The sequence below is a fragment of the Breznakibacter xylanolyticus genome (assembly GCF_003254275.1).
GTDB classification, from domain to species: Bacteria; Bacteroidota; Bacteroidia; order Bacteroidales; family Marinilabiliaceae; genus Breznakibacter; species Breznakibacter xylanolyticus.
The window spans coordinates 26,917-51,686 of sequence record NZ_QKZK01000014.1; the positions used below are offsets into that span (position 1 = coordinate 26,917).

A 24,770-nucleotide genomic window follows, 5' to 3' on the forward strand; every position below is an offset into this window, starting at 1 on the left:
TGGGAAGGAAGTGTAAAAGTATCAATCCCGTAATAAATACGCAACGAACCCAAGTCCCCCTTCGGGGGGGCCTTGGCTGTAATTATCAATACATGAACTTTTAAATATGAAGCACATTCAAACCCTTCTCGCAGCCGTGGCATTTGCCCTGCCCTGCACGCTTGGGGCACAGAATCTGGTGGTGAAGGCCAACGCGCCCATTGCCGATATTCAGCCCACGATGTACGGAATTTTTTTTGAAGACATCAATTTTGGTGCCGATGGAGGTATTTATGCCGAGTTGGTGAAGAACCGCTCTTTTGAGTTTTACAAGCCCCTGATGGGCTGGACCACTGCGATGGCTCCCGAGGGAGTGGGCAGCGTGTTGATTAATAATCGCGAAGATGCCCAGTCGGCCAACCCGCGATATGCAGCCATTAAAGTCAATGGCGGTCAGTTGTCGATGGTGAATGAGGGATTTCGAGGCATGGGCATCAAGGCCAACCTCGATTATCACTTTTCGGTGTGGGCGCGTCAAAAAGAGCAATCCAACCTGAGCTTGGTGGTCGAGTTGAAGAATGCCAAAGGCGAAGTGGTTGGCAGCACCACCGTGACACCCCAGGGTACCGAGTGGAAAAAGTACACCGCCAGTTTCAAGTCGTCACAAACCGATGCCAAGGGGCAGTTGTCGGTGACCTTTAAGGGTCAGGGGGCGATGGATGTGGACATGGTGTCGTTGTTTCCGGGTGATACCTGGAAAAACCGTCCCGGCGGTTTGCGTGCCGACCTGGTGCAATTGTTGGCCGACCTGAAACCGGGCTTTCTACGTTTTCCCGGAGGTTGCATTGTTGAGGGGCACGATTTGAGTGTGCGTTATCAGTGGAAGAAAACTGTTGGCCCCATTGAAGAGCGCGAGATGATTGTGAATCGTTGGAACACCGAGTTTGCTCACCGTCTCACCCCCGATTATTATCAGACTTTTGGATTGGGTTATTATGAATACTTCCTTTTGTCCGAAGATCTTGGGGCTGAGCCGCTTCCCATCATGAATTGCGGCATGGCCTGTCAGTTCAATACCGGCGAGGTGGTGCCGATGGATCAGTTAGATCCTTACATTCAGGATGTGCTCGACCTGATTGAGTTTGCCAATGGTGATGTGACGACCCAATGGGGGAAACTGCGTGCCGATATGGGTCATCCGGCTCCCTTTAACCTCAAGTATGTGGGGGTGGGCAACGAGCAGTGGGGAACACAGTACATCGAAAGGTTTGTGGTGTTTGAAAAAGCCATCAAAGCTAAATATCCCAACATCATAGTGGTGACCGGATCGGGGCCATTCCCCGATGGTGCGGACTTTGATTATGCCTGGGGTGAGCTCAAGAAGATGAATGCCGAAATTGTGGATGAACATTACTACCGCAGCCCACAGTGGTTCCGCGATAATGCCACCCGTTACGACAGCTACGACCGCAAAGGTCCTAAGGTGTTTGCCGGTGAGTATGCTGCTCAAAGCGTGGCGATTGCCAGTCCCGATAACAAAAACAACTGGGATTGCGCTCTGTCGGAAGCCGCTTTTATGACCGGGTTGGAGCGTAATGCCGAGGTGGTGACCTTGACATCGTATGCCCCCTTGTTTGCCCATGTAGAAGCGTGGCAGTGGACGCCCGATATGATTTGGTTCGACAACCTGCGTTCGATGGGTACGGTGAACTACTACGTTCAAAAGATGTATTCGAATAATGCCGGTCATCAGGTGGTGCCCATGCTGCTCGACGGTAAAGCCATTACCGGTCAGGAGGGATTGTATGCTACCGCAGCACTAGATAAGGAGACCAACGAAGTGATTCTGAAACTGGTGAATACCTCCAATCAGTCGAAAACGACAAATGTTGCTGTGGAAGGCGTTAAGAAGCTGGCTTCGAGGGGTAAGCAGATTGTGATGCAAGCCGACAGTAAAGATGCCATGAATACGCTGGATGAGCCAACGAAGATTTCGCCGGTTGAGTCGGTGATCAAAGTTAGTGGTAATAAAGTGAATGTGACGCTACAGCCGATGTCATTCACTGTGGTACGTGTCAAAAAATAATCAGAAAGGGTTGTAGATGCAGGTTTGTTTTGCAGATTTTGAGACCTGCTGATACAGCTGTTTTTTGATTCTCTTGATAATTTGTAGTTTGTGAAAAGTGACCGGTCATTCCCGATGTGGGGGTGGCCGGTTTGCTTTTGTGGGTTGCGTATCGTGGTGCAGATGAAGCATTGGTGACTTGAATCTGCGTCATCTAAAAAATCAGCCCAGTTCATGCTCTCGTTTATGCTTTTGTTATCTTAGCTCGATGATTTTGATTTCCATGTAAATATATCACAATGGATTTTCTTGAGATAGCGCAGGTTACCAAGCAGTATGGGAGTTATAAAGCCCTGGATTCGGTGAGTATCACGGTGTGTGAGAATCAGATTTATGGTTTGCTGGGACCTAATGGTGCCGGCAAGACGACGCTGATTCGCATAATCAATCAAATTACCCGCCCCGATATGGGCGAGGTGCGGTTGCAGGGGAAGCCGATGACACGTGACGATATTTCCCTGGTGGGGTATCTGCCCGAAGAACGGGGGTTGTACAAAAAAATGAAAGTGGGGGAGCAAGCCCTCTATTTGGCGCAACTCAAAGGCATGAGCCGTCGCGATGCTTTGCGGGAGCTGAAGTTTTGGTTTGAGAAGTTTGAAATACAACCCTGGTGGGACAAAAAGGTTGAGGAGCTTTCAAAGGGTATGCAGCAAAAGGTGCAGTTTGTGACCACTGTGTTGCACCGCCCTCGTTTGCTCATCTTTGACGAACCATTTAGCGGTTTTGACCCCATCAATGCCAATCTTTTGAAAAACGAAATACAGGAATTGAAGCACCAGGGAGCCACTATTTTATTTTCGACCCACCACATGGCTTCGGTCGAGGAGTTGTGCGATGATATTGCCCTGATGAATCGTTCGCAGGTGATTCTCTCCGGGGGGGTGGATGAAATCCGACGTCAATATCAATCCGGCCGAATGCGATTGACCTACTCGGGGGATGTGGATTTAGCGTCGGTATTGCCCCTTGGGTGTTCATTGTTGTCGGACGCCCCGAGCCGTCAGCTTCGCGTTGCCGAGATTCAGAGTGCCAACGGGCTTGATGTGAATGCCATGCTGCGGGTGTTACTTCCTGTGATGTCCATTCATGGCGTTCATGAGGTTTTGCCATCGATGAATGAGATATTTATTCGTTTGGTCAAACAGTCCGGTGAGTGAATCCTTGTTTGCCTTTTCTTTTTTTTAATCGATTTAATGATATTCAACATGCCACATAAAATAGCCCTCATTATCCGTCGGGAATATCTTTCTCGGGTTCGAAAAAAAAGCTTTCTGGTTATGTCCATTCTTGGCCCCTTGTTGTTTGCGGCCATGTTGGTATTGCCGGCATGGTTTGCTTCACTTGACAGTTCTCAGGAGGTTCGCTTGGCTGTTTTGGATCCCGACGGTGTGTTTGGAAACGCTTTGGTCGATACCGAATCCATCAGGTTTGAGTCGATGCAAGGGATGGATGAGGCTGCGTTGCGCTTTGGGTATCGCGACATGGGGTATCAAGCCTATCTGATTCCAGATGGTCAGGAAGGTGTGCGGGTGGTATCGCACAGTCCGGTGACCATGGATGTGAGAAACCATGTGGATCATTGCCTTCGAGGATGGCTGCAACAGCAGTTTCTCGCATCGCGGCAAATTGAAGGACTCCCCGAAATTATTCGGGAGATGGACGGCATTCGTGTGAAGATGACCACCGTGGTGGTGAGCGATGAAGGTGTTGAGCGAGAGAGTTCGTCGGAAATGACCATGCTGTTGAGTGTGGTGTTTTCGATGATGGTTTACCTGTTTGTGATGATTTACGGGGCGCAGGTGATGCGGGGCGTGATGGAGGAGAAGACCAGTCGCATTGTGGAGGTGATTGTGTCGTCGGTGCGACCCTTTGAGCTGATGATGGGCAAGATTGTGGGCATTGCATTGGTGGCGCTCACGCAGGTGGGTATTTGGATTGTACTCACGGCGTTGTTGGTAAGCAGTCTTGGTCTCGTGGCGGGGAGTGGCGCCATCAGCTCGTCGGGAGTTCCCGCTCAGGTTGAGATGGTGACAGAACTTCAAGGAAGCGGTGCTTTTGAGGCGCAGATGGCAGCTGTGGTTGCGAAGGTCGATTGGGGCAGCATGGGTTGGTCGGTAGCCGCGTTTGTTTATTTCTTTTTGGGAGGCTACTTGTTGTACGCCGGTTTATTTGCCGCGGTGGGCTCGGCCATCGATGCCGAAACTGACAGTCAGCAGTTTGTGTTACCCATCATGATACCATTGATTTTGTCCATCTATGTGGCCATGTCGGCTTATCGTGACCCGATGGGCGATTTGGCATTTTGGTTTTCGATGATCCCATTCACCTCGCCGGTGGTGATGATGGCGCGTTTTCCGTTTCAGATTCCTTTGTGGGAAATCGTGTTGTCGATGGGAGTGCTGGCCGTGTCGTTTGTGGGGATGACCTGGTTTGCCGGGCGCGTGTATCGTACAGGTATTTTGATGTATGGCAAAAAGGTGAGCTACCGCGAGATGTGGCGATGGTTCCGAGAGGCGGGACGATGACCGGATTGAATCGGGGCTACTGCCTGCGACTCTTGTATTTAAGATAGTCCCGGAGGGACGGTATATAAAATAGGATGGGTTTCAATCCATCCTATTTTATTGTTCAAGGTTATACGTTGGCAATGGCAGCGCAGAGCAGTTCCAGGAATTTCTGCACCGGTTTGGCGGCCACCATTTTAATCATCGGGTTCATTTGAGCATCTGCCGCAACCACCACTTGTGCGCCGGTTGCAGTTGGCTGCAGGAGCACCGACAAGTGAAAGTTAAATGGCACCTTGCCGTGTCCGGTGTATTGGACGCGCGAGCAGGGTTCTTTTTGGGCGATGATGAGCCCGATTTCACCAATGCCATCCACCGTAAATCGACAGGTGTTGCCATCTGTCTGCCAGTTTTTGACTTTTCCTTCGGGGAAAAGGTGTTCCATTTGTCGGAAGTCTTCCAGGATGGTGTAGATATTTTCAGGAGTTTGGGTCGATGGTTGGGGGAGTGATTCGAAGTGGGTCATCATGAGAAGTGAAAGAGTGCAACAGTTCAATCGTACGTTTTCCTTACTCCTCCCCTTTGGGAGGTCGGGAGGGGCTTTGTTGGGAGTGTCTCTCCATTGACAACACACCCCGAACCATCAGGAACGGGGTGCGAAGAGGAAATTATTTTGCAATGCCTTTCCAGTTGGCGGGATCTTTGCGCCATTCGTTGAGGGCTTCGATGTCGTTTTCGGAGACATAGCCGGTTTTAGAGGCCACCTGAATAAGGGTGGTGTAGTCGCTCAGGCAGTTGAGTTTGACACCTGCTTTTTCGAAGTTTTGCTGGGCTGTGGGAAATCCGTAGGTGAAGATGGCTAACATGCCCATCACTTCGTTTCCGCTTTTTCGGATGGCTTCCACGGCCTTGAGGCTGCTCCCGCCGGTCGAGATAAGGTCTTCGATGATCACCACTTTTTGTCCGGGGCGCAAGTCGCCTTCAATGAGGTTTTCCAAACCGTGTTCTTTGGGCGAAGAGCGCACATAGATGAACGGTTTGTTGAGCAGGTCGGCCACCAGAGCCCCTTGGGCGATGGCGCCTGTTGCCACGCCGGCAATCACATCGGCATCGGCATAAAGCTCGCGAGCCATGTTGGCAAATTCGTTTTTAATATAAGTGCGCACATCGGCATGCGACAGTGCTTTGCGGTTATCGCAATAAATGGGCGATTGCCATCCCGACGCCCAAGTGAAAGGGTTTGAGGGTTGCAATTTTATTGCTTTAATTTGCAGCAATTGATTGGCAATAATTTCAGCTACTTTTTCCATGAAGCAAAGTTATAAGATATTTTTCAACGAGCGGGTGTTGCACATCTATCACCCTGAGCAGACGGCGGTTGAGCCCGCCCCAAATTCGGCGCTAAAATACGCAAATCGGGCGGAACTGCAAGAGCAGATTTTAAAATTCGCCGCCAGCAACAGTATGGTTCAGGCGGTGGTGTACAGCGATCATCCTTCCGCAACGTTGGAGGAGATAAAGGCAATGTTTCATTACATTGAGGCTGCGGGGGGCGTCGTGGAAGGGCCGGGAGGCTTTTTGTTGTGCATTCATCGGCTGGGTGTGTGGGATTTGCCCAAGGGCAAGGCCGAAGCCGGTGAGTTACCCAGCGAGACTGCACTTCGCGAAGTGGAGGAGGAATGTGGCATTGGCAATATTGCCCTGCGCGATAAAATCACCGATACCTATCATACCTACGAGCATAAGGGGAAGATGGTGCTCAAGCGCACGCATTGGTTTGCCATGTCGGTCGATGTTTTGCAGCCCCTCACGCCACAGCTGTCGGAGGACATTCTGGCAGCCGAGTGGTTGGGGCGCGACCGGTTAGGGGAGGTGTTGCAAAATACCTATCCCTCCATTGTAGAGGTGTTGGAAAAGGGGGGGTATGTGGAATGAGAGGAGTCTTGTTCCTTTCATTTCTACGATTATCTTTGCATCGCAATAATTACTAACTTAAATTTTACGATTATGAAAAAGACCCTTTTGGTATTTGCGCTGGCAGCCGTGGCCGGTGTTTCAGTAGTGGCTCAGCAAGGAAGTAAATGGCTGGGTGGTAGTTTAACGCTTGGATCAACCGATAATGGTTCCGGAACAGAAACGTCTTCGTTTTCAATCGCCCCATCTTTTGGTTATTATTTGAACGATGCCTGGGCAATCGGTATTGGTGTTGGATATTCAAGCAATACCACAGAAACCTCTAATGCCGAAACTAAATCAACCGGTCTTACCGTTAATCCTTTTGTGAGATATAAAGGATGGGAAATTGGTAAGTTTGCCATTTTTGGTCAGGCTAATTTGCTGTATTCATCCAATGAAACAGAAACCACCATTGGAGGTGTAACAGTAAAAGCTGATGGTAGCACCACCGGTTTAAATGTTGTACCCGGTTTGTCATACAATTTGAATGAGTCGTTTGCATTGGAGATGACTGCGCCAAGCATTTTTAACTATTACAGCAATTCCGATAATGGCCCATCAGGCATGTCATTCCTTTTCAATAGTGGTTATTCGATTCAAAGCTACTTGCTGAATCCTACTTTTAGCTTTGTTTATAAGTTTTGATCGCGTAGTTTATGGTATAAAAAAAAGGCAGTCGAAAGGCTGCCTTTTTTGTTTGTATTTTATTATTGTTGAAGCGGCATTGTGTGTAAGTTCTGAGTTTCACCAATGTGTCCTTACACTTCAATCCCCATGAAGTGCCGTAGCGCCCAACCCACGCCAAAGCTGAGTGCTGCCACGCCAAAGCTGAGCAGGATCATCTCGGTAAATCGTGCGCCGAATTTCTCATCCTTCACCACGGCATAGTAATAGTTGAAGCCGGCAATGATGAGGGCGGCTGCCGAGAGGGTGAGACTCAGTGAGAGATAAACGTTGTCGAGCAGCAGGAACGGCATAATGAGGCACATGACTGTGAAGATGTAGGCCACGCCGGTGTACCACGATGCTTTAATGGCTTTTTTGCCATTTTCTTCCGACTTGGTGGAGAGGTATTCAGAAGCGGCCATGGAGAAAGCCGCCGCGATGCCGGTGATGGAGCCTGTAAGGGCGATGAGCTGTGGGTTTTGCAGGGCAAAGGTAAGGCCGGCCAAGGCACCGGTCAGTTCCACCAGGGCATCGTTGAGCCCCAGTACCACCGATCCCATGTAGTTGAGCCGTTCTTCCGATATCATCGCGATGAGTTCCTGTTCGTGTCGTTCTTCATCGGCCATGATGTCGGTGATCTGTGGCAAGGCAGCAAACTCGCCGTATTCGACTTGTGCCCGTTCTTCGTTTTTTTCCAGTAGTTTGATGGCGAAGGTCGGTCCCAGTGTTTTTGAAATCAATGAAAAAAGGACAATTTGTGAGCGGATGGGCGACACGTCCGTTTGCGTCAGTCGTTTGAGCCAGTTGTAGTGCTTAATTTCGTCTTCGGCAATGCGATAAAGCACCTCCCGATTTTCGGGGTGGTGTTTTTGTTGTTCCGCGATTTTTCGGTAGATGTGGTGGCTGGTGATTTCCTGACGCTGGGCGGTCAAAATCAGGGTACGTTGGGAGGGGGTGAGTTCCATGTTGTTGATGAATGTTCAGGTTGGTAAATTTGTATATTAACAAAAAAAGCCGGACAATGTCCGGCTTTTTGCATATTAATTTTTGGCTTTGTGCTCTTCAATCATTTTCACGAAGTCGTCAAACAGGAACTCGGTATCGGTTGGCCCGCTAAAAGCTTCGGGGTGAAACTGAGCCGAGAAGATGGGCTTCGTTTTGTGTTGGATGCCTTCGTTGGTGTCGTCGTTGATGTTGACAAACAAAGGTTCCCAGTCGCTGCTCAGGGTCGCGTTGTCGATGGCGAACGAGTGGTTTTGGCTGGTGATAAAACACTTGGTGTCGTTGACTTTTCGCACCGGGTGGTTGTGGGCACGGTGGCCGTACTTGAGTTTGTACGTTTTAGCGCCCGAAGCAATGCCAATGAGCTGGTTGCCCATGCAAATGCCAAAGATGGGTTTTCCCTGGTCGAAAGCTTTGCGGATGTTGGCAACCGTTGGCTGGCAATACTGCGGGTCACCGGGGCCGTTTGAAATCATCACACCATCGTAATCTTCCTGGGTGAAATCATAGTCCCAAGGCACACGAATTACTGTGGTGTCGCGCTTGAGCAGGCAGCGGATGATGTTGTATTTGCATCCACAGTCCACCAAAACCACTTTGTGTTTACCGTTGCCGTACACCTCTTTTTTAGGGGTGCTGGCTTTGGCCACCTGGTTTTCTTTATCGGGGTTATAGAAATCAACGGGCTGGCCTTCGACTTCAATTTTACCGAGCATGGTGCCGGTTTCGCGCAGTTTTTTGGTGAGGGCGCGGGTGTCAATCCCGAAAATGCCGGGCACGCCTTGTTCCTGAAGCCATTGGCTGAGGCTTTTTTGTGCGTTCCAGTGGCTGTATTCAAAGGAGTAGTCCGAGATGATCAAACCTGAAAGGTGAATGCGGTCACTTTCGAAAAAATTGGGCAGCCCGTATTCGTCCACGTCGTCTACCGGAACCCCATAGTTTCCAATGAGAGGATAGGTGGTCACCAGGATTTGTCCTTTGTAAGAGGGATCGGTGAGGCTTTCGGGGTATCCGGTCATGGCCGTGTTGAACACCACCTCGCCGGCTACCGATTTGTGACAACCAAATGATGTGCCTTCAAAAACAGTCCCGTCTTCCAAAATCAGCTTAATTTTCTTCAATTCAGGCATGTGATCTGATGTTTATTCTGTTTGCGTTGTGGCAGAAAAAATGCATTTACCCCTGTTTCGGATAAATGCATGAGTTACTTCCTGCTTTATCGGGGCAAATTTAATAAATTTATTTCGTTGCCGTGCCCATTTTCTCATTTTGAAGAATTATTTAACGCCTTTAGGGGTTTGTGATTGTTTCATTCATTTGAGTTTTGGGGGCTAAGTGCATTTGATGTGCTATTGTTTGATAGATATGCGAATTAGGTTGAATATACAGAAGCTCAATGTGCCTCGCAAGCTTTAACCACGTGCGGAGTGTAAGAGGTTTAAATATAATCTCTTGTCGTTATGCCAGTGCCATTTCCCTTTTCTCTTGCGCTGAGATGATTTGTGAAACCCTGCTTGAATTTGTGGGTGAAATTCCTACCCCTTCAATGGCATTTATGAAGGGGCAGGTACAGATGATGGTATAAATGAACCTCGAGTGAGTGTGGTATTAAAATGAGATTAAAAAAAGTGTTAAAGTTGACAACATCTCATACGTGTTCGCTGTTTATAAATTGTCATCAATACGTAAGCCTTTCAATGTCCCTGAAGTTGTTGTTAAGGAAAACCTAACATTTACTTAATCAGATATTTTGGGCGATGAAATACCTTTGAGCAAGACGTTTAACTTTCAACACCTGACCTATGCAAACAACAACCATGGATTGGATGACGGGTAATGGCCACATACTCGCCCAGCGGAATCTCGATGAAAAAGTCATTGCACTATTGGCCGAAAGTGATGTGGCGCCCGAAAAGTTTTACCTGACCGGCTTTGAAACCATTACTTTTAATCAAAACAAATTGTTTGCACTCAACGTGGTGTTGGCGTCAGTCATCACGCTGGAGCGGTCGGTGTTGATCCTTAATACCGGACGTGCCAGTCATAAAGTGGCAGAGATTTGCAGTCGTCTTAGCATGAATTATTTATTGCTCGACGATATTGGGATGTTGGATGAAGTGTTGCGTATGCATCGTCAGGTGTCGCATTTGTTTATTTGCGAAGGAGACGATAAAGGTGTTGCCCGGTACGAGTTAACCCAAATCGGTCAGTTGGCCGGGAAATATAAGGTCGATTTAATTGTTGAATGTATGCAGCAGCCTTTGACCGTTTCGCAAGCCATGTCGTGTGGGGCGTCATTTATGATTTATGTGGATCCATTGGCGGTGCAGAGCGATTCGATGGTGGTTTGCCGGCGTTCGCGACTGGTTCAGGCTGAAGGGCAAAGTCGGTGGGCCATGTTTGACTTGTATCAGTATTGGCAAAAAACGCTGGACGGTCGCAATAATGTGATTGAGCCCATGGCGGTTTAGTTGTCGTTTGATAATCATATCAACCGTCTGTCAACTCATAGAGGAGGAGGCAGACGGTTTTTTTATTGTGCTGTTTCTGTTTTGACAACGTTACACAGCTCCGGGCAAAACAGATGCACATGGATTTCTGTGAGCACCTGTGTCAGGGACATTAAGTTGTTAATTTGCGTGGTGGTGAGGGCGGTGAGGTTGGTTCCCACGCTTCGTGCCACAGTGCGTCGGGAGGCATTGGGGAATCGTTCGGTCATGGCGTCATAGCCGATTTGTTGTTTCATGTGCCCGGCCAGTGCCTGTTTGCTCATGGTGATGACCATGTCGGGGGTGAGTTGGTGGTGCGCCAGCAACGACGGCATCAGTTTGCCCGATTTGGCAAAATCGACAAAATAGTTGATGGCATTCTCCGGCTCGTTGGAGAGGGAGAAATAGGCGATGCTTTTCTTGCCCAGGTACTTGTTAAGCACCACATTGTTGACGTATTGAATGTTTTTGATGCGGTTCATAAACAGGTTGCTGGTTTGCATCAGCAGCATCACCGTGTTGTTCATGCGGGTGAGGGGTTTAAATCCGGTTCCTGCATCGCTCACCAGTACCGTGTCGCAGGCATAGAGTGAGCCAAAATGGGTGAGCTTGTGGATGCCCTGGTTGTCGTACACCCCGCCATCGATGAGGATGGGGTCGATGCGGCGGGCATCGTGGGGTTTGTGATAATGGCGTCGGCCTATTTTGACCGGGTTGAAAGCAAAGGGGACACACGAGGATGCCATCACGGCTCTGCTGACGGGGAAGCGTTGATGTCGGAATAGCACTGGGGCAATGCCCTTGGGCGGGAATTCGTAGGTGGAGTCGGTCATCTTGTCGCGCGAGAAACTGAACGGACGGCCAGTTTCGACGTTGGTGGCATTGATGACCAGCAGCGGTTTTTCGGGCAGGTCGGCCAATGTTTTGTTGCCAAAAAAGACACTTCGGTAGCGTTGTTCAATGATGCGGCTGAACGGGAGCAGGTTGAACTGGAACCGCATCAGTAACAGGATGAGGGGGATATAGATAAACAGCCAGTACCATCCCCATGCGGCTAACACAAAGGGGAGTGTGAGTAAAATGGCCAGTGCGGTACCCAACAGGAGGTAACATGCCGTTAACATGCTTTTTTGCAACGATTTTTTCATGTCGCGCTCAAAATCGTCGAAGGGTTTGGTGTTGAGGGCGTAGGCCGCGGCCGTGATGGAGCCGCCCGATACCGACGAGATGACGTCGATGTGCGACAAAATGCCCATTTGATGGAGTTGGCGCAGCGTGCCCAAGTGAAAGGCGGCAGCCCTGAATCCGCCTCCCGAGAGTGCCAGTCCGGTTCGTTTTTTCATTGGTTTATCATTAAGCCCCCTCAATCCCCCCAAAGGGGACTTTGGGTTGGTTTAGCCCCCTAATCCCCCCAAGGGGGACTTTGGGTTTTTCGTATTTAATTACTTCTGCAACTGTACTTTTTCGCTTTTGTGCTTTTGCACTTTCTTAAGTCGCAGCTTTGCTACTTCGTTCATTGCTTTGCAATGTAAAGCGACTTCGTCGATTTGCCGCTTTCCTCCGGCACTCTTGAGCTACTTCTCACCATCATTTCCTTTGGGTTCAATGATGAGCCGTTGTTTCTGTGTTGACGAATTTATCACTTTTTCGCGATTTGAGGCAGTTTCGTTAGAGGATGTTCCGAAATGTCCTGTGGTGTTTTAATGGTGTTTGATGCCTGTGTTAAGCGAGGGTTAAGGGGTTGTCGGTCTTAATATTTACTTATCGTGTGTTTAATGGTGGGGTAGGATTCGGAGGGTATGTTTGTATCGAGAAAGAATATAAAAAACACTCGAGCATGAATACACCTGAAAACCGACAGGAAGCCCGTAAGATGGATGTGGCCGTCATTTCCGATGTCCACCTGGGTATTTACAACAGCAAGGCCAAAGAACTGGTTCGTTACCTCAAGAGCATTGCCCCCGATGTGCTGATTCTCAATGGCGACATTGTGGATGTGTGGCAGTTTAGCAAATCCTATTTTCCCAAGAGCCATCTCAAGGTGATCCGCCAAGTGGTAAAGATGATGGAGCGCGGCACTCGTGTGCATTACATCACGGGGAACCACGATGAGGTGTTTCGTCGTTTCGAGGGGCTGAAGCTGGGTAATTTTTCTATCGAGAATAAGCTGGTGCTCGAGATGGATGGCAAGCGCACCTGGGTTTTTCACGGCGATGTGTTTGATGTGGTGATGCACAACAGCAAATGGCTGGCTCACCTGGGCGCGCATGGTTATGGCATTTTGACGTTGATTAATAAAATGGTCAACAGTCTGTTGCTCACCTTTGGCGGCAAGCGCATTTCGCTGTCGGGACGGGTGAAGGATGCGGTGAAGGGGAAGAAGAAAATCTCAACCGGCTTTGAGCGGACGGTGTCGGAACTGGCCATTCGCAAGGGTTACGATTACGTGATATGCGGCCATATACACCGTCCCGAGGTGAAGGAAGCTGTGCTGGGCAGCCGTTCGGTGACTTATCTCAACTCGGGCGACTGGGTGGACAACTGCACTGCGTTGGAGTATTACCAGGGCGACTGGCATCTCCACATTGTTGGCCCGGACCTGGATCGTCGCAGCAACGATGATGACATGGAGGCCGAGGAGGTGTTGCAGCTCTCCAAGGAGGTGCTTTTTAAAGCCATGTATCAGGATATTTTGAATAACTAAGTGGCAGAGGAGGAAAGTGCAAGAGTGCAGGAGGAAAGTGCAAGAGTGCAAAAGTACAAGAGTGGGGCTACTGAAGTAATTAAATACGAAACATCCTGAGTCCCCCTTTGGGGGATTAGGGGGCTCAAATAAACAACTATGAAAATTCTATATGCCATACAAGGAACCGGCAACGGGCACATGGCTCGTGCGCTGGAGATGGTTCCGTCGTTGATGCGCCATGGCGACGTGGACGTGTTGGTGAGCGGCTCGCACTGCGAGTTGCAATTGCCCTGGCCGGTGAAATATCGTTTCAATGGCATGGGGTTCGTGTTTGGGAAGCAGGGGGGCATTGACTGGCGAGCCACTTTCAAAGGGTTTCGCACGCGGCAGTTTATGGCCGATGTGCGTCGGTTGCCGGTGCGGGATTATGATTTGGTGATTAACGATTTTGAGCCGGTGTCGGCCTATGCCTGTTTGTTGCGGCGGGTGACGTGCGTGAGCATGAGTCACCAGGCGGCGGTGTTGGGCATGAATGCCCCTCGCCCCCTGACGCGCGACATGGCCGGCTGGCTGGTGATGAAGGTGTATGCGCCGGTGCGTTTTGCCTATGGTTTTCATTTTGAGCGTTACGATGCGCATACTTTCACCCCGGTGATTCGTCGCGATGTTCGCCACACCCGCCCGGTGGATGGTGCGCATTACACGGTGTACCTGCCTTCGTATGGCGACGAGGCCATCATTGGTTTTCTCGGGCAATTCCCTAACGAGTCGTTCGAGGTGTTTTCAAAGCATAGCCACAAGGCTTATCAGGCGGGCAATGTGAAGATTCATCCCGTGAATAAGGAACTGTTTGCGCGCAGTCTTCAACATGCGCGGGGGGTGTTTTGCAACGCGGGGTTTGAAGCCCCGGCCGAAGCGCTGTTTTTGGGCAAAAAGCTGTGCGTGATCCCCATGCACGGACAGTACGAGCAGCAATGCAACGCCTATGCGCTTGAGAAAATGGGTGTGCCGGTGATCAAACGGCTGGGGCAGAAGGAGGCCTCATTGTTCAGACAGTGGCTTGCCGGCGATGAGCGTGTGACGGTCAATTACCCCAATGAGACCGATGCCGTGGTGGATGCCATTTTGGCGCGTCATGTGGCACAGCCCGGGCAGTTGGCGGGGTTGGTGTCGAGTTGCTGAAGTGCCCTTAATCCCCCAAAGGGGGACTTTGGGTTTGTCGTCTTTAATGACTTCTGTAACCGTACTCTTGCACTCATGTACTTCTGCACTTCTGCCCTTTAGCCCTCATGTCCTTACTGCAGGATTATTAATCAATATCGTGAGTCAACCTATGTCACTCATCAATTTTACAGAATTAGAAGCCTCGGGGTTGAAGATGCCGAGTCATCCCCTTGGGCGGTCGGTGGTGCACCATTGGCTGAAGATTGACCGGATGAACGCGCTTTATGAGTCGCATTTGCAGGGGCTCGAAGGCGCCGCGTTTGTGGAGGCATTGCTTTCGCAACTCGAGATACGGGTGGAGGTGAGCGATGACGACCTCCGGCATCTGCCCGAGAAAGGCCCTTTTATTGTGGTGAGCAATCATCCGTTTGGCTTTCTCGATGGGGTGGTGATGATGCATTTGATGCGGCGCCACCCCGATTTTAAGGTGATGGCCAACTTTTTTTTGGGTGAGTTTGCGCCCATTGGCGATCGTTTTATTGCGGTGAATCCCTTTTCGGGTCAGCATCCCATGAATGTGCAGGGCATGCGGCGGGCGTTGGCGCATGTAGAGGCGGGCGGTGCGTTGGGGATTTTTGTGTTTTTTGCAAACGCATCGTCAATATCGATATTTAATGGGGCCGGTGAGCATCAGCAATGATTTGTCGGCTTTTTCGCGCGATTTGATAGCGGCTTATGTTCGCAAGTATCATTTTGATGAGCGACTGGCGCGGTGGGTTCGTCCGCGGCGCGCGTTGGTGATGCGGTCGCAGGCATCGGACATTGAGGCGGTGTTGGCGCGTCATGCCAACGATTTGGCGGGTCTGGACCGGTTTATCGCCGGCATTGAGCCGCGTGGCCTCAAGGTGCCGGTGATGCTCAAGCAGTACATTCGGCAGAATGCGCGCATCGTTGGGTTTAATGTGGATGCGGCTTTTAACGATAGTTTGGATGGGTTGATGGTTTTGGATGTGAAGGATTTGCCTGCCGGGACGTACGATTTTTTGGGCGGTCGCTGAAGGGGTTTCTGTTGGGCTGCGTGAGGGATTGCAGCGGAAAGCCCGCAGCGCAGCGAGGACTTGGAGCGGAAAGCCCGACCCGAAGGGGCACGCCCACCTCGTGGAGATGTGCGGGAGGCGTTTTTTCGGGTGAATGTTTAGCTGCAGGAGTGCAGCGAGCTTCCACGCCGAATTTTTGGCAGCTGCAGGTTTGCAGCAGCCAACCACGCGAAATATTTGGCTGCTGCACGTCTGCAGGAGCCAACCACGAGGAATTTTTAGCTGCTGCAGGTTTGCAGGAGCCAACCACGAGGAATTTTTGGCTGCTGCACGTCTGCGGCTAAAATGGGAGGCGAAATTTCGGGTCGTAACAATTTTTTTGGGGGGGCTCTATTCGGATTTGTGAGGGTAATCAAAAACATAGATACATTCAAACCAATATTTCGTGCCCTCGAGCCGGGCGGGCTCTTACTTTTTGGCTACAGCCCCAAAAAGTAAGCAATTTTTGCATTAAGTGAGCGCATTGTGCAAACTGGTTTGCCAATGCCGAACGTTGCAAAAATCAGCTTCGCTAAAAAAGGCCGCCGCTGACGTAAAATGGCTAAAAATCATAGGCCTTCGCTAAAATCTGCGAACTCGCAAGCTCAAACAGCGCATCTTTTTTAACGCTCAGGCCTATGATTTTCTTAACGCCATTTTCCGAAGGCGGCTTAGTTACCTTGTTTGATTTCGTGCTTCTATAATTTGTTGATTCAGGTGATTCGACATTGAGTCAAAATAAGAAAGGTCGCCCATGGGCGACCTTTTGTGTGGATGAGAGGCGGTGATCAGGCGAGTTTGCTGATGCCGGCGGTTTGGGCGTTGCGGTCGACTTTTTTGACCAGTCCCTGGAGGACGCTTCCGGGGCCTACTTCGGTGAAGAGGGTGGCGCCGTCGGCAATCATGTTTTGCACGGTTTGGGTCCATTTAACGGGGGCGGTGAGCTGTGCCACCAGGTTCTGCTTGATGTCGGCAGGGTTGGTGAAGGGGGTGGCGGTGACGTTTTGGTAAACGGGGCACACGGGCTCGTTGATTTGAGTGGCCTGGATGGCGCTGGCCAGTTCGGCACGGGCAGGCTCCATGAGGGGCGAGTGGAAGGCGCCGCCCACGGCGAGCTTGAGGGCGCGTTTGGCGCCTTTTTCGGTGAGCAGGGTGCAGGCTTTGTCAACGCCGGCAATGGAACCGGAGATGACCAGCTGACCGGGGCAGTTGTAGTTGGCGGCTACCACCACTTCGGGGATGGCGGCGCACACTTCTTCGACCACGGCGTCGTCGAGCCCCACGATGGCGGCCATGGTGGATGGCTCGGCTTCGCAGGCTTTTTGCATGGCCAGGGCGCGTTGGCTTACCAGTTTGAGACCGTCGTCGAAGCTCATGGCCCCGGCGGCCACCAGGGCTGAGAACTCACCCAGGGAGTGTCCGGCCACCATTTGGGGCTGAAAGTCGGCGCCCATCACTTTGGCCAGAATGACCGAGTGGAGGAAGATGGCGGGCTGGGTCACCTTGGTTTGTTTGAGGTCTTCGTCGGTGCCCTCGAACATGAGGTCGGTGATGCGAAAGCCCAGGATGGTGTTGGCTTTTTCGAACAGGTCTTTGGCCAGGGGGGAGTTGTCGTAGAGGTCTTTGCCCATGCCTACGAATTGTGCGCCCTGTCCGGGAAATACGTATGCTTTCATGTGTTTAAATAATAAGATATGAGTATTGAGATTTAAGTATCAAGATGTGAGTATCAAGACGCAAGACAAAAGATGATGAGGTTTTTTTTGTCCGCGAAATTGCTTTGCGCTTTCTTTTGTGCGCAGTGGGGTCATTTGCCAAATGAAAGCGACGGTGTTGATTCACACAAATTAAGCGTTAGGGTAGAAGGGCGATGGTGTGATGTGCCTTTGCACGGATTACAATCATCAGGCTTCCGTTGAGTTCGTTACACCGAGGCTCGTCCCATCACTTGCATGAGTTAGTTTGATGAAAAATTGCGCAAATATAATCATTTCATGCAATGAGGTAAGCCCCCTAATGTTAAGCCCCTAAATCACCAAGGGGTGACTCATTGTGTTTGTCTTTAATTCCCTTAGTAGCCGTGATTTTGCACCTCCTCCCTCAGGTACTTAGCCGCTTAGTTACTTTGCCCCTTTTTTCTCACCCCGTACCCGAGCCACCACAATGCCAGTGTTGGAGCGGATGCCGGCCAGGTAGTTGGCCAGAGGCTTGTCGGTGACGACCACTTTTTTGAGTGTTGAGGAGGCGTGAATCATGTGCAGGCGTTGGTTGACAAAGCAGGCAATGCCCACGTGCGAGATGTCGAGCCCGGGGATGGCGGTGGTGATGGCGATGATGTCGCCCTCGCGCAGGTGCCCTTCGTATTCGGCCAGACGCTCTTTGGGGATGTAACGCAGTTGTTGTTGCGAAATGTATTGCTCGGCCCGGGCAATGAGGGGCACGAAGGCCGGGTTGGCGGTGAGTGCCTTGTACTTGTCGGGGTGCGTGGACATAAAGCTGACCGACGGGCGAAAGAGGGCCGGGGCAAACTGTTCGCCGGGCAGTTCAATGAGGTTGCGCGAGCGGTTGTTGAGCAGCCATTCGGTGAAGTAATGCAGGCGGGATGGGTAACCGTCGATAATGCCGTTACGATAACGGAGGGTGGTGAGGGCGTTGCAAAAATCGTCAAAGGTGGTTTGTTGGTTGTGGACGCAACGGGCAAGCGCCGTGACGTTTTCCACAAAGGTGGTGCAGTCGAGCTCGCGCAGGTTCACCACCAGTTGTTCGGGGTCATTGCCTTCGAGGGTGGCGGCCACATACGGGGTGCCCATGAACTGGCGCGCCAGGTGGATGATGGTGGCCGGCAGGGAGTCGGGGGCGGTGGAGCATGTGGTCAACAGTTGGGTCACCCGCGTGGAGTCGTCGGGGGTGTAGCGAACGTTGAGCCGTGTTGTGTGTTGGGGGCTTTCTGCGGTGCGGTTTTGTGCGGTGCAGCAGCAGGTAAGGGAGGTGAGGGCAACCAGTAGGGCGATGAAAGGCGTGTGGTGCATAAGCGGAGTTTTATTGTCCGCTAATTTCGTGAATTGTTGTGAATGATTTTATAGGATGAATGAGTGAATGTGAGTTTGATGAATTTCATTCGTTCATCGTTGTTGAAACTGTTTATATGGGTTTACCATGTATCAGTTGCTGAGCGTAGGCGACCAGGGTCATGGTGTCGTGCGTGCCCAGTATATCGGAGATGGAAAACAGTGCCTGATAGATTTCAGACGGGGCGATGCCATTTTCCAGACAAAGGCTCAGGTGCGTTTTGAGTTGCTCGACCGGCAGGGCAATGGCCAGCGCCGTAAGTTTGAGAAGCAGCCGGGTGTGCTGATTCAGCGGGCCTACATTCTCGAGCATGCCTTTAATCATTGGATGCGTATCGGTGGGGGTATGATAGGCTTTCATGACTGTGTGTGTTATGGTTCTTTTAATTTCTACGCTGATGTTATGCGTTTGATTGGCTTAGTTGATGATGGGGTGTTTTGTGTAGATGAAAATGGAGTATGCAGGGGTGTGTATCGGCAATGAGGTAATTATCTACCGAAATTAAGTTGGTCATTGCCACGAATTGGTTTCTCGATTGATTGCTTTGATACGCATGGTGATAACGAAAAATGTTTATTTTTGCAGAAACCGACTTGTTCAACCCTTCTTTTAATTACAGAAATCGAATGGAAAAATTGATTTTTCGCTTTTTCGTCATTTTTCTTCTTGCCCCGTTTTCATTGCTGGCACAGCCTACGGGTGTGCTTGAGGCTGTGGGGGCGACTTCGTTTTGTGAGGAGGGTAAAGCTGAATTTAAAATCAAGTTTACCGGGACAGCGCCTTTTGGGTATGCTTATAAAACAGAATATAGTGATGGCACTGGTGGAATTACTTATTTGATCAATTTTGAACACCAGATTTTTCTCAATGACCCAAACTTTGATGCTCAAGGGTGGTATCATTTTAAGGTTGACTTTAATAAATCTGCTAAGCTTTCATTATTTAAAGTATGGGATGGCTCTATGATACTTCCTTGGGATAAGTATCTCGGGGCAGTCGTGACAGATCAATCTGTCGATATTTCAGTTTACAAAACCCCCGCCCCTGTCATCGGAAGCTATGCTCCTGCCTGTGGCACCTCCATTGCCCTGAACGCCAAGCCCGACCCCATGTCCTCCACTTATCACTGGGAGGCTGCCGGGGGAACATTCTCCAACGATCAAATTGCCAATCCTGTTTTTACTTCCAATGCTCAGGCCGAAGGCGTATTTCCATTAAAGTTTATTCAACAAAACGGTGTCTGTCTGTCGGAAGTCACGACCAATGTCACCTTGCAGGCAACGCCCAAGGCCACCCTCAGTGGATCGAAAGATGTCTGTTTAGTGAGTAATGCCACTTATGAGATGGATGTGCAGGCCAACCTGACCGGTCACGCTCCTTTTTCCTATGAGGTGACCGACGGGGGCTCCCAACCAATCACCCGTAGTAACCAATCTGCTGGTAACGCCACATTTAAAGTGCCGGCCACGGCGCATCTGCAAACTTATCGCATCGCCTGGGTAACCGACGCCAATGGCTGTCAGGCCGTGGCGGCCGACATCACCGGTCAGGCCGTGGTGACCGATTTGAGTCCGACAGCCAATGCCGGTGCCGATGTGGCGGTTTGTGCCAAGACGGCCATGGTGTCCGGATCCCACGATAAGGGAGTGGGCAGCTGGAGTTTTATCTCCAATGCGCCCGGTGCGGTGTTGGATGATGCAACAGTGCCCACTGCCGCACTCACGGCTCAGCAGTACGGCGTGAGCGAGTTGCAGTGGGAAGTCAATAATCAGGGATGTGTGCACGCCGACCGGGTGACGGTCTTCTTTAACGAGCCGGCAGGCTTGGCGTTAATCAAGGATCAGCTCACGGTTTGCGAAGGGCAGAGCGTCGAGATGGATCTTTCTCTCACCGGCAAAGCGCCCTGGCGTGTCGATTACACCGATGGTTCACAGACTTTCTCTTCCGATATCAATTTGTCGCCGGCATCCATTGCATTGGATAATAAAGAATCCGCTAATTATACCATTCAAAAAGTGACTTCGGCCGATGGATGCGTTGGTTACCCCGATGCATTGTTTCCCGTAACGGTCGAGCCGCTGGCTCCAGCCAATGCCGGGGCCGATCAGGTGTTGGGGCGTGCGTACGCCGTTGAACTCAGCGCTTCTCCCCTCGATTTGGCCGGGTATTGGGAGGTAGATAATCCCAATGTTCAGCTTAGCGATGTCAATGATCCGCTGGCCACTGCTACCCGCTTGGTGGTGGGTAAGAATGTGTTTCGCTGGGTCACGCTGGCAACCGTATGTCCATCAACTTCCGATGAGGTGGTGATTGAAGTGAGTGAGTACACCACCTATCGTGGTTTTTCGCCCAATGGTGACGGCATCAACGACTTTTTTGAAATTGACGGCATCAACGATGCCCTGAATGGGGAGTTGACTGTTTATGATCAAAATGGGAAGCAGGTTTATAATAAACGCAGTTACGATAATCGCTGGTCCGGTGAGGGGTTGGATGGCCATCCATTGCCCGAAGGCATTTATTATTATGAATATCGCTCCGATCATCACGAGGCGTTGCGCGATTATGTGGTGCTTCGTCGTCATTCGGCTACTTCTCATCCTTAACCATCCTCCATTTATCAGTTCATGAAGAAATTAATCCTGTTTGCATTGATGCTGGTTGTCTTACTTCCGCTTTGGGGGCAGAAGGAGTTGTATGTGAGTCAGTACATGCACAGCCGTTATTCTATAAACAGTGCCTTTGGCGGTTCGGCCGAAGCATTATCTGTTTTTGCCGCTTATCGCAAGCAATGGGTGGGGATGAATGGTGCTCCATCGGCGCAGTTTTTCTCGGCTCACACGCCGCTTCGTAACGATCGCATCGCTTTGGGTGTCGAGCTTTTTGCTCAGCAGCACGCCATGAGTCATGCCAACGGGTTCACTGCTTCGTACACTTATCGGGTGCAGACATCTGCTAACACACAGTTGGGATTGAGCCTCAATGGCGGTTTGGCGATGACCAAGGCCGGGTGGACAGATGTGTCAATTAAGCAAGCCCACGACCCTGTGTTTGATGCTGCTGAGTCGTTTGCCCTTCCTGTGGTGGGAGTGGGTGCAGCCTGGTATGGGGAAGCATTTTTTGCCGGTGTATCGGTGCCCAATTTGTTTTACAACCATCCGGTGGTGTACGACCAAACTCAGTTTAGTCCTTCCGATGCCCGTTATTTGATCACCGGAGGGTATCTTTATCAGGTGACAAAGCAATTTGGCATTCAACCTTCTGTTCTTTTTAATTATCAAAAGGAATCAGGGATGGTGAGTGAAGCCGGTTTGAATTTGCTGTTTGCACAAGTTTTGTGGCTTGGCGGATCTTATCGCACCACACGCGATGTGGTCATCATGGGAGGGGTGCAGGTGATGCCGGCCTTGCGGGTGGTTTACAGTTGGGATAAGTCAATGAATGACATGGGCGGGCTCACCAGTGGTTCCCATGAAGTGTCGTTGCGATATGAGTTTGGGGTTCGTTTACCCGTCACCAACCCTCGTTTCTTTTAACCTTCGAAATCCGTATTGCTATGAGCCTCATTCAAGCTTGTTTTCGTCTTTTTTATATTTATGTGATTGTTGCAATGTCGGGATTGTTCTTCAGCTTACCAGCCTCGGTTCGCGCGCAGGACATGAAGATTGAGAAACTCCTATTTTGTTCACCACGCAGCAACGAGATAGCGCCGTTTTACCGCGATTCGGTACTTTATTTTGCCTCCAATCGTCGTAAGTCGTTGTTCCGGAGTTACATGAATCCGCAAGGGGAGTTATTGTATTATTTATATCAGGTTCGTCATAAGGGCGCAGACCGCTGGGAACGGCCTCAGCTTTTCGACGCTCGTTATCAATCTCCTTTTAACAATGCCTCCATGACCATGAATGCCGCCGGTAACGTGATGGTGGTGTCGCACGGTCGTAACGATGAGTTAAAGGCGATCCGGAATAGCCGACATGGAGATTTGTTGGGGCTTTATCAGGTGAAGTACAATGGAAAAGGGTGGGGCAAATCGTCGTTGATGCCATTTAGTAAAGTTCGTGATTATTCGTTAACGCATCCCTGTCTTTCGCCCGACGGGCAGATGTTGTTCTTCGTGTCAGATAATTCGGAAGGCATCGGGAAAAGCGACATTTACATGAGTGAACAGGTCAATGGTGAGTGGAGCGAGCCGATGAATCTGGGCAAGGGAATCAATACCCATGGAAATGAGTTGTTTCCTTTTTATCATATTTCGGGTAAGTTGTTTTTTGCCTCCGACGGACAAGGAGGATATGGAGGGTTGGATATTTTCTATACACGGCGTCAGGGCGACGGCACTTGGGCTGACCCGGTATTGTGGGAGCAACCCGTCAATTCAGGTGCCGATGATTTTGGTTTTTATCTTTCGGACGATGAGAACTGGGGTTTTGTAGCCTCTAGTCGTGCGCAGAGTGATGACATCTACCGTTTTGAGCGACAATGGCCTACTTTTGACGTGTGTGAGCCTCAGGTGGATGATGCGTTTTGTTTCACCTTTTTCGACGAAGGACCTTATAAATCCGATACCATTCCGTTTGTTTATCGTTGGAATTTTGGCGATGGTCAGTCGGGTGATGGGTTGGAGGTGGATCACTGTTTTGTCGGCCCCGGTAACTATCGGGTCACCTTGAGTGCCATTGATTTGCAGCAAAACAAGGAGATGATGGTTGTGGCAGACTATTTGTTAGAACTACAGAAAACTGTACAGGTTTACATTCATTGTTCTGAAACAATTCTGGCCGGGAAGCCGTTTGAGTGTGATGTTCTTCAATCTGTATTGCCCGATATGTCAGCGAATGAATATTATTGGGATATGGGTGACGGAACCCGATTGAAAGGCGAACGGGTGAAGCATGTGTATGCCAATGCAGGGACTTATATTGTGCGGTGTGGAACCGTTCACCGTGACACAGGGCAAAAATATTGTTCGACCCTTGAAGTGATTGTAGAGAAATAAGCATTGGTGTATTCCTTGATGCACGGATGAGAGATGATATGATTATAGAAGAGATTTGATAAATAAAGCGCATGGTACGATTATCTATTTTGTTGACAGCTTTGATGCTTTTGAGCGGATTGCACATGACGGCACAGCCGGTCCCGGGTAGGGATGAGAACATCCCCTTTTTGGTCACGTTTGGTTCGAAAAGTGAAACAGCGTGGGGGGATGATGATTTTTGTCAAATCATCTTTTTCTCTATTCCTAAAGAAGTGTCCACGCCCGTATATCTTCGGGTATTCGATGCAGATGTATCCGGTTTAAATGATGAGCAAAAAGGGGACTGGAACAGTAAAATGTTTTATGGGATATATGGTGGCAAAGGCGCTTGTTCTAACGAGGACGCCCAAAAGTCGAACATGAAAGGGAAATACGACAGTGGCACTCTTTTGGCGACCAAAACCTTTGGTGTAGATGCTGCCACTGATAATAAATGGTACACCTTTGGCCCCTTTAATCCCAGTGAGGGAGAGTTACTCCCAGAGTTTGGCGGCAATGTGTTTAAGTTTATTTGTGAAGGGACATCGGGCGACGATGGAAATATGTATCGACTGTTTCTCTCATCATCACCCACGAGCAATGTGGCGGTTGAGGGAGCTTTCGCATTTTATTTTAAATATAAGTTCCGTCTGCACGACAACAATCAGGAAGTTTCACATATTTATCCGTATATTGACAAGCGTGTTGTTGCGATTAAACAGGCAAACTTTGATTGGGACAATGACGGAGTGATTCGGATTGTTTCGGTGGCCAAGAATGGTGAATCCATGGCCGTTTCCGGCGATAATGTGTGGGCCGAGAGCCGACATACCGTTTCCGAAGCGGAAAAGAATACTTCGTTTGATATTCAAATGATCAAAAATAAAAAGACCGTTATTCGTAACAATAACGTGGTGATGTACCTTCAGAACCAATTTGGGGAGTTAATGCCTTTCTATAGTGTTCCCATTGGTGGCATTCCCAAGTATAAATATAGTATCGGGGTCAAGCCGAAAACGTCCAAATAAGAATGT

Annotated in this window: 22 protein-coding genes; 14 read left to right on the plus strand and 8 right to left on the minus strand. The window is 50.0% G+C overall.

Annotated elements, in window-relative coordinates; genetic code table 11:
- Positions 1 to 106 precede the first annotated feature (106 nt).
- From LX69_RS09640 to LX69_RS09655, 3 genes are all read left to right on the plus strand, one after another.
- Positions 107 to 2,065: an alpha-L-arabinofuranosidase C-terminal domain-containing protein gene (locus tag LX69_RS09640; protein WP_111445824.1), complete on the plus strand. Its 1,959-nt coding sequence runs from the start codon at positions 107 to 109 to the stop codon at positions 2,063 to 2,065.
- Between the two features lie 278 nt (positions 2,066 to 2,343).
- The gene (locus tag LX69_RS09650) at positions 2,344 to 3,261 is read left to right on the plus strand and encodes an ABC transporter ATP-binding protein (RefSeq protein ID WP_111445826.1); all 918 of its coding nucleotides are present in this window, start codon (positions 2,344 to 2,346) and stop codon (positions 3,259 to 3,261) included.
- A 48-nt stretch (positions 3,262 to 3,309) separates the two neighbouring features.
- Positions 3,310 to 4,629, plus strand: a complete 1,320-nt coding sequence (locus tag LX69_RS09655; RefSeq protein ID WP_111445897.1) for an ABC transporter permease — start codon at positions 3,310 to 3,312, stop codon at positions 4,627 to 4,629.
- 109 nt (positions 4,630 to 4,738) lie between these two features.
- On the opposite strand, the gene LX69_RS09660 is transcribed toward LX69_RS09655, so the two are convergent.
- Together LX69_RS09660 and pyrE are read right to left on the minus strand one after the other, a co-directional pair.
- Positions 4,739 to 5,137 (minus strand): SRPBCC family protein, encoded by a 399-nt coding sequence (locus tag LX69_RS09660; RefSeq protein WP_111445827.1) that lies wholly within the window; start codon positions 5,135 to 5,137, stop codon positions 4,739 to 4,741.
- 139 nt (positions 5,138 to 5,276) lie between these two features.
- The gene (pyrE, locus tag LX69_RS09665) at positions 5,277 to 5,918 is read right to left on the minus strand and encodes an orotate phosphoribosyltransferase (protein WP_111445828.1); all 642 of its coding nucleotides are present in this window, start codon (positions 5,916 to 5,918) and stop codon (positions 5,277 to 5,279) included.
- On the opposite strand from pyrE, the gene LX69_RS09670 reads away from it, so the two are divergent.
- Both LX69_RS09670 and LX69_RS09675 read left to right on the plus strand, forming a co-directional pair.
- Positions 5,917 to 6,543 (plus strand): NUDIX hydrolase, encoded by a 627-nt coding sequence (locus LX69_RS09670; RefSeq protein ID WP_111445829.1) that lies wholly within the window; start codon positions 5,917 to 5,919, stop codon positions 6,541 to 6,543. The two genes, pyrE and LX69_RS09670, sit on opposite strands and share 2 nt — an antisense overlap.
- Positions 6,544 to 6,615: 72 nt before the next feature.
- Positions 6,616 to 7,209, plus strand: a complete 594-nt coding sequence (locus tag LX69_RS09675) for an outer membrane beta-barrel protein (RefSeq protein ID WP_111445830.1) — start codon at positions 6,616 to 6,618, stop codon at positions 7,207 to 7,209.
- A gap of 113 nt (positions 7,210 to 7,322) precedes the next feature.
- On the opposite strand, the gene LX69_RS09680 is transcribed toward LX69_RS09675, so the two are convergent.
- Positions 7,323 to 8,195, minus strand: coding sequence for a VIT1/CCC1 transporter family protein (locus tag LX69_RS09680; RefSeq protein ID WP_111445831.1), 873 nt, complete (start codon positions 8,193 to 8,195; stop codon positions 7,323 to 7,325).
- Between the two features lie 75 nt (positions 8,196 to 8,270).
- Positions 8,271 to 9,362, minus strand: coding sequence for a glutamine-hydrolyzing carbamoyl-phosphate synthase small subunit (carA, locus tag LX69_RS09685; protein WP_111445832.1), 1,092 nt, complete (start codon positions 9,360 to 9,362; stop codon positions 8,271 to 8,273).
- 672 nt (positions 9,363 to 10,034) lie between these two features.
- Between carA and LX69_RS09690 the strand changes: the two genes are divergently transcribed.
- On the plus strand, positions 10,035 to 10,703 hold the full coding sequence (locus LX69_RS09690; RefSeq protein ID WP_111445833.1) for a hypothetical protein: 669 nt from the start codon (positions 10,035 to 10,037) through the stop codon (positions 10,701 to 10,703).
- A 62-nt stretch (positions 10,704 to 10,765) separates the two neighbouring features.
- Here the strand turns inward: LX69_RS09690 and LX69_RS09695 are convergent, their stop codons facing one another.
- Complete coding sequence (locus LX69_RS09695) at positions 10,766 to 12,064, minus strand: patatin-like phospholipase family protein (protein WP_111445834.1); 1,299 nt, start codon at positions 12,062 to 12,064, stop codon at positions 10,766 to 10,768.
- Positions 12,065 to 12,558: 494 nt separating this feature from the next.
- Here LX69_RS09695 and LX69_RS09700 point away from each other — a divergent pair, with 494 nt between their 5' ends.
- The 4 genes from LX69_RS09700 to LX69_RS09715 all read left to right on the plus strand — a co-directional run bounded on the left by LX69_RS09700 (position 12,559) and on the right by LX69_RS09715 (position 15,629).
- Positions 12,559 to 13,425: a UDP-2,3-diacylglucosamine diphosphatase gene (locus LX69_RS09700; RefSeq protein WP_111445835.1), complete on the plus strand. Its 867-nt coding sequence runs from the start codon at positions 12,559 to 12,561 to the stop codon at positions 13,423 to 13,425.
- Positions 13,426 to 13,563: 138 nt separating this feature from the next.
- Positions 13,564 to 14,589: a glycosyltransferase family protein gene (locus LX69_RS09705; protein ID WP_111445836.1), complete on the plus strand. Its 1,026-nt coding sequence runs from the start codon at positions 13,564 to 13,566 to the stop codon at positions 14,587 to 14,589.
- Positions 14,590 to 14,740: 151 nt separating this feature from the next.
- The gene (locus tag LX69_RS09710; RefSeq protein WP_111445837.1) at positions 14,741 to 15,271 is read left to right on the plus strand and encodes a lysophospholipid acyltransferase family protein; all 531 of its coding nucleotides are present in this window, start codon (positions 14,741 to 14,743) and stop codon (positions 15,269 to 15,271) included.
- Positions 15,255 to 15,629, plus strand: coding sequence for a hypothetical protein (locus tag LX69_RS09715; protein ID WP_170124320.1), 375 nt, complete (start codon positions 15,255 to 15,257; stop codon positions 15,627 to 15,629). Before LX69_RS09710 ends, LX69_RS09715 begins: the two co-directional genes overlap by 17 nt.
- Before the next feature lie 806 nt (positions 15,630 to 16,435).
- Here LX69_RS09715 and fabD read toward each other — a convergent pair.
- From fabD to LX69_RS09730, 3 genes are all read right to left on the minus strand, one after another.
- The gene (gene fabD / locus LX69_RS09720) at positions 16,436 to 17,323 is read right to left on the minus strand and encodes an ACP S-malonyltransferase (RefSeq protein WP_111445839.1); all 888 of its coding nucleotides are present in this window, start codon (positions 17,321 to 17,323) and stop codon (positions 16,436 to 16,438) included.
- A gap of 444 nt (positions 17,324 to 17,767) precedes the next feature.
- The gene (locus LX69_RS09725) at positions 17,768 to 18,676 is read right to left on the minus strand and encodes an N-acetylmuramoyl-L-alanine amidase-like domain-containing protein (protein ID WP_111445840.1); all 909 of its coding nucleotides are present in this window, start codon (positions 18,674 to 18,676) and stop codon (positions 17,768 to 17,770) included.
- Between the two features lie 112 nt (positions 18,677 to 18,788).
- Positions 18,789 to 19,076, minus strand: coding sequence for a carboxymuconolactone decarboxylase family protein (locus tag LX69_RS09730; protein ID WP_111445841.1), 288 nt, complete (start codon positions 19,074 to 19,076; stop codon positions 18,789 to 18,791).
- 266 nt (positions 19,077 to 19,342) lie between these two features.
- Between LX69_RS09730 and LX69_RS09735 the strand changes: the two genes are divergently transcribed.
- From LX69_RS09735 to LX69_RS09750, 4 genes are all read left to right on the plus strand, one after another.
- Positions 19,343 to 21,322, plus strand: a complete 1,980-nt coding sequence (locus LX69_RS09735) for a gliding motility-associated C-terminal domain-containing protein (RefSeq protein WP_170124321.1) — start codon at positions 19,343 to 19,345, stop codon at positions 21,320 to 21,322.
- Positions 21,323 to 21,343: 21 nt separating this feature from the next.
- Positions 21,344 to 22,252 (plus strand): PorP/SprF family type IX secretion system membrane protein, encoded by a 909-nt coding sequence (locus LX69_RS09740; protein ID WP_111445843.1) that lies wholly within the window; start codon positions 21,344 to 21,346, stop codon positions 22,250 to 22,252.
- 20 nt (positions 22,253 to 22,272) lie between these two features.
- Positions 22,273 to 23,715: a PKD domain-containing protein gene (locus LX69_RS09745; protein ID WP_111445844.1), complete on the plus strand. Its 1,443-nt coding sequence runs from the start codon at positions 22,273 to 22,275 to the stop codon at positions 23,713 to 23,715.
- 71 nt (positions 23,716 to 23,786) lie between these two features.
- Positions 23,787 to 24,764, plus strand: coding sequence for a hypothetical protein (locus tag LX69_RS09750; RefSeq protein WP_111445845.1), 978 nt, complete (start codon positions 23,787 to 23,789; stop codon positions 24,762 to 24,764).
- Positions 24,765 to 24,770: the final 6 nt, after the last annotated feature.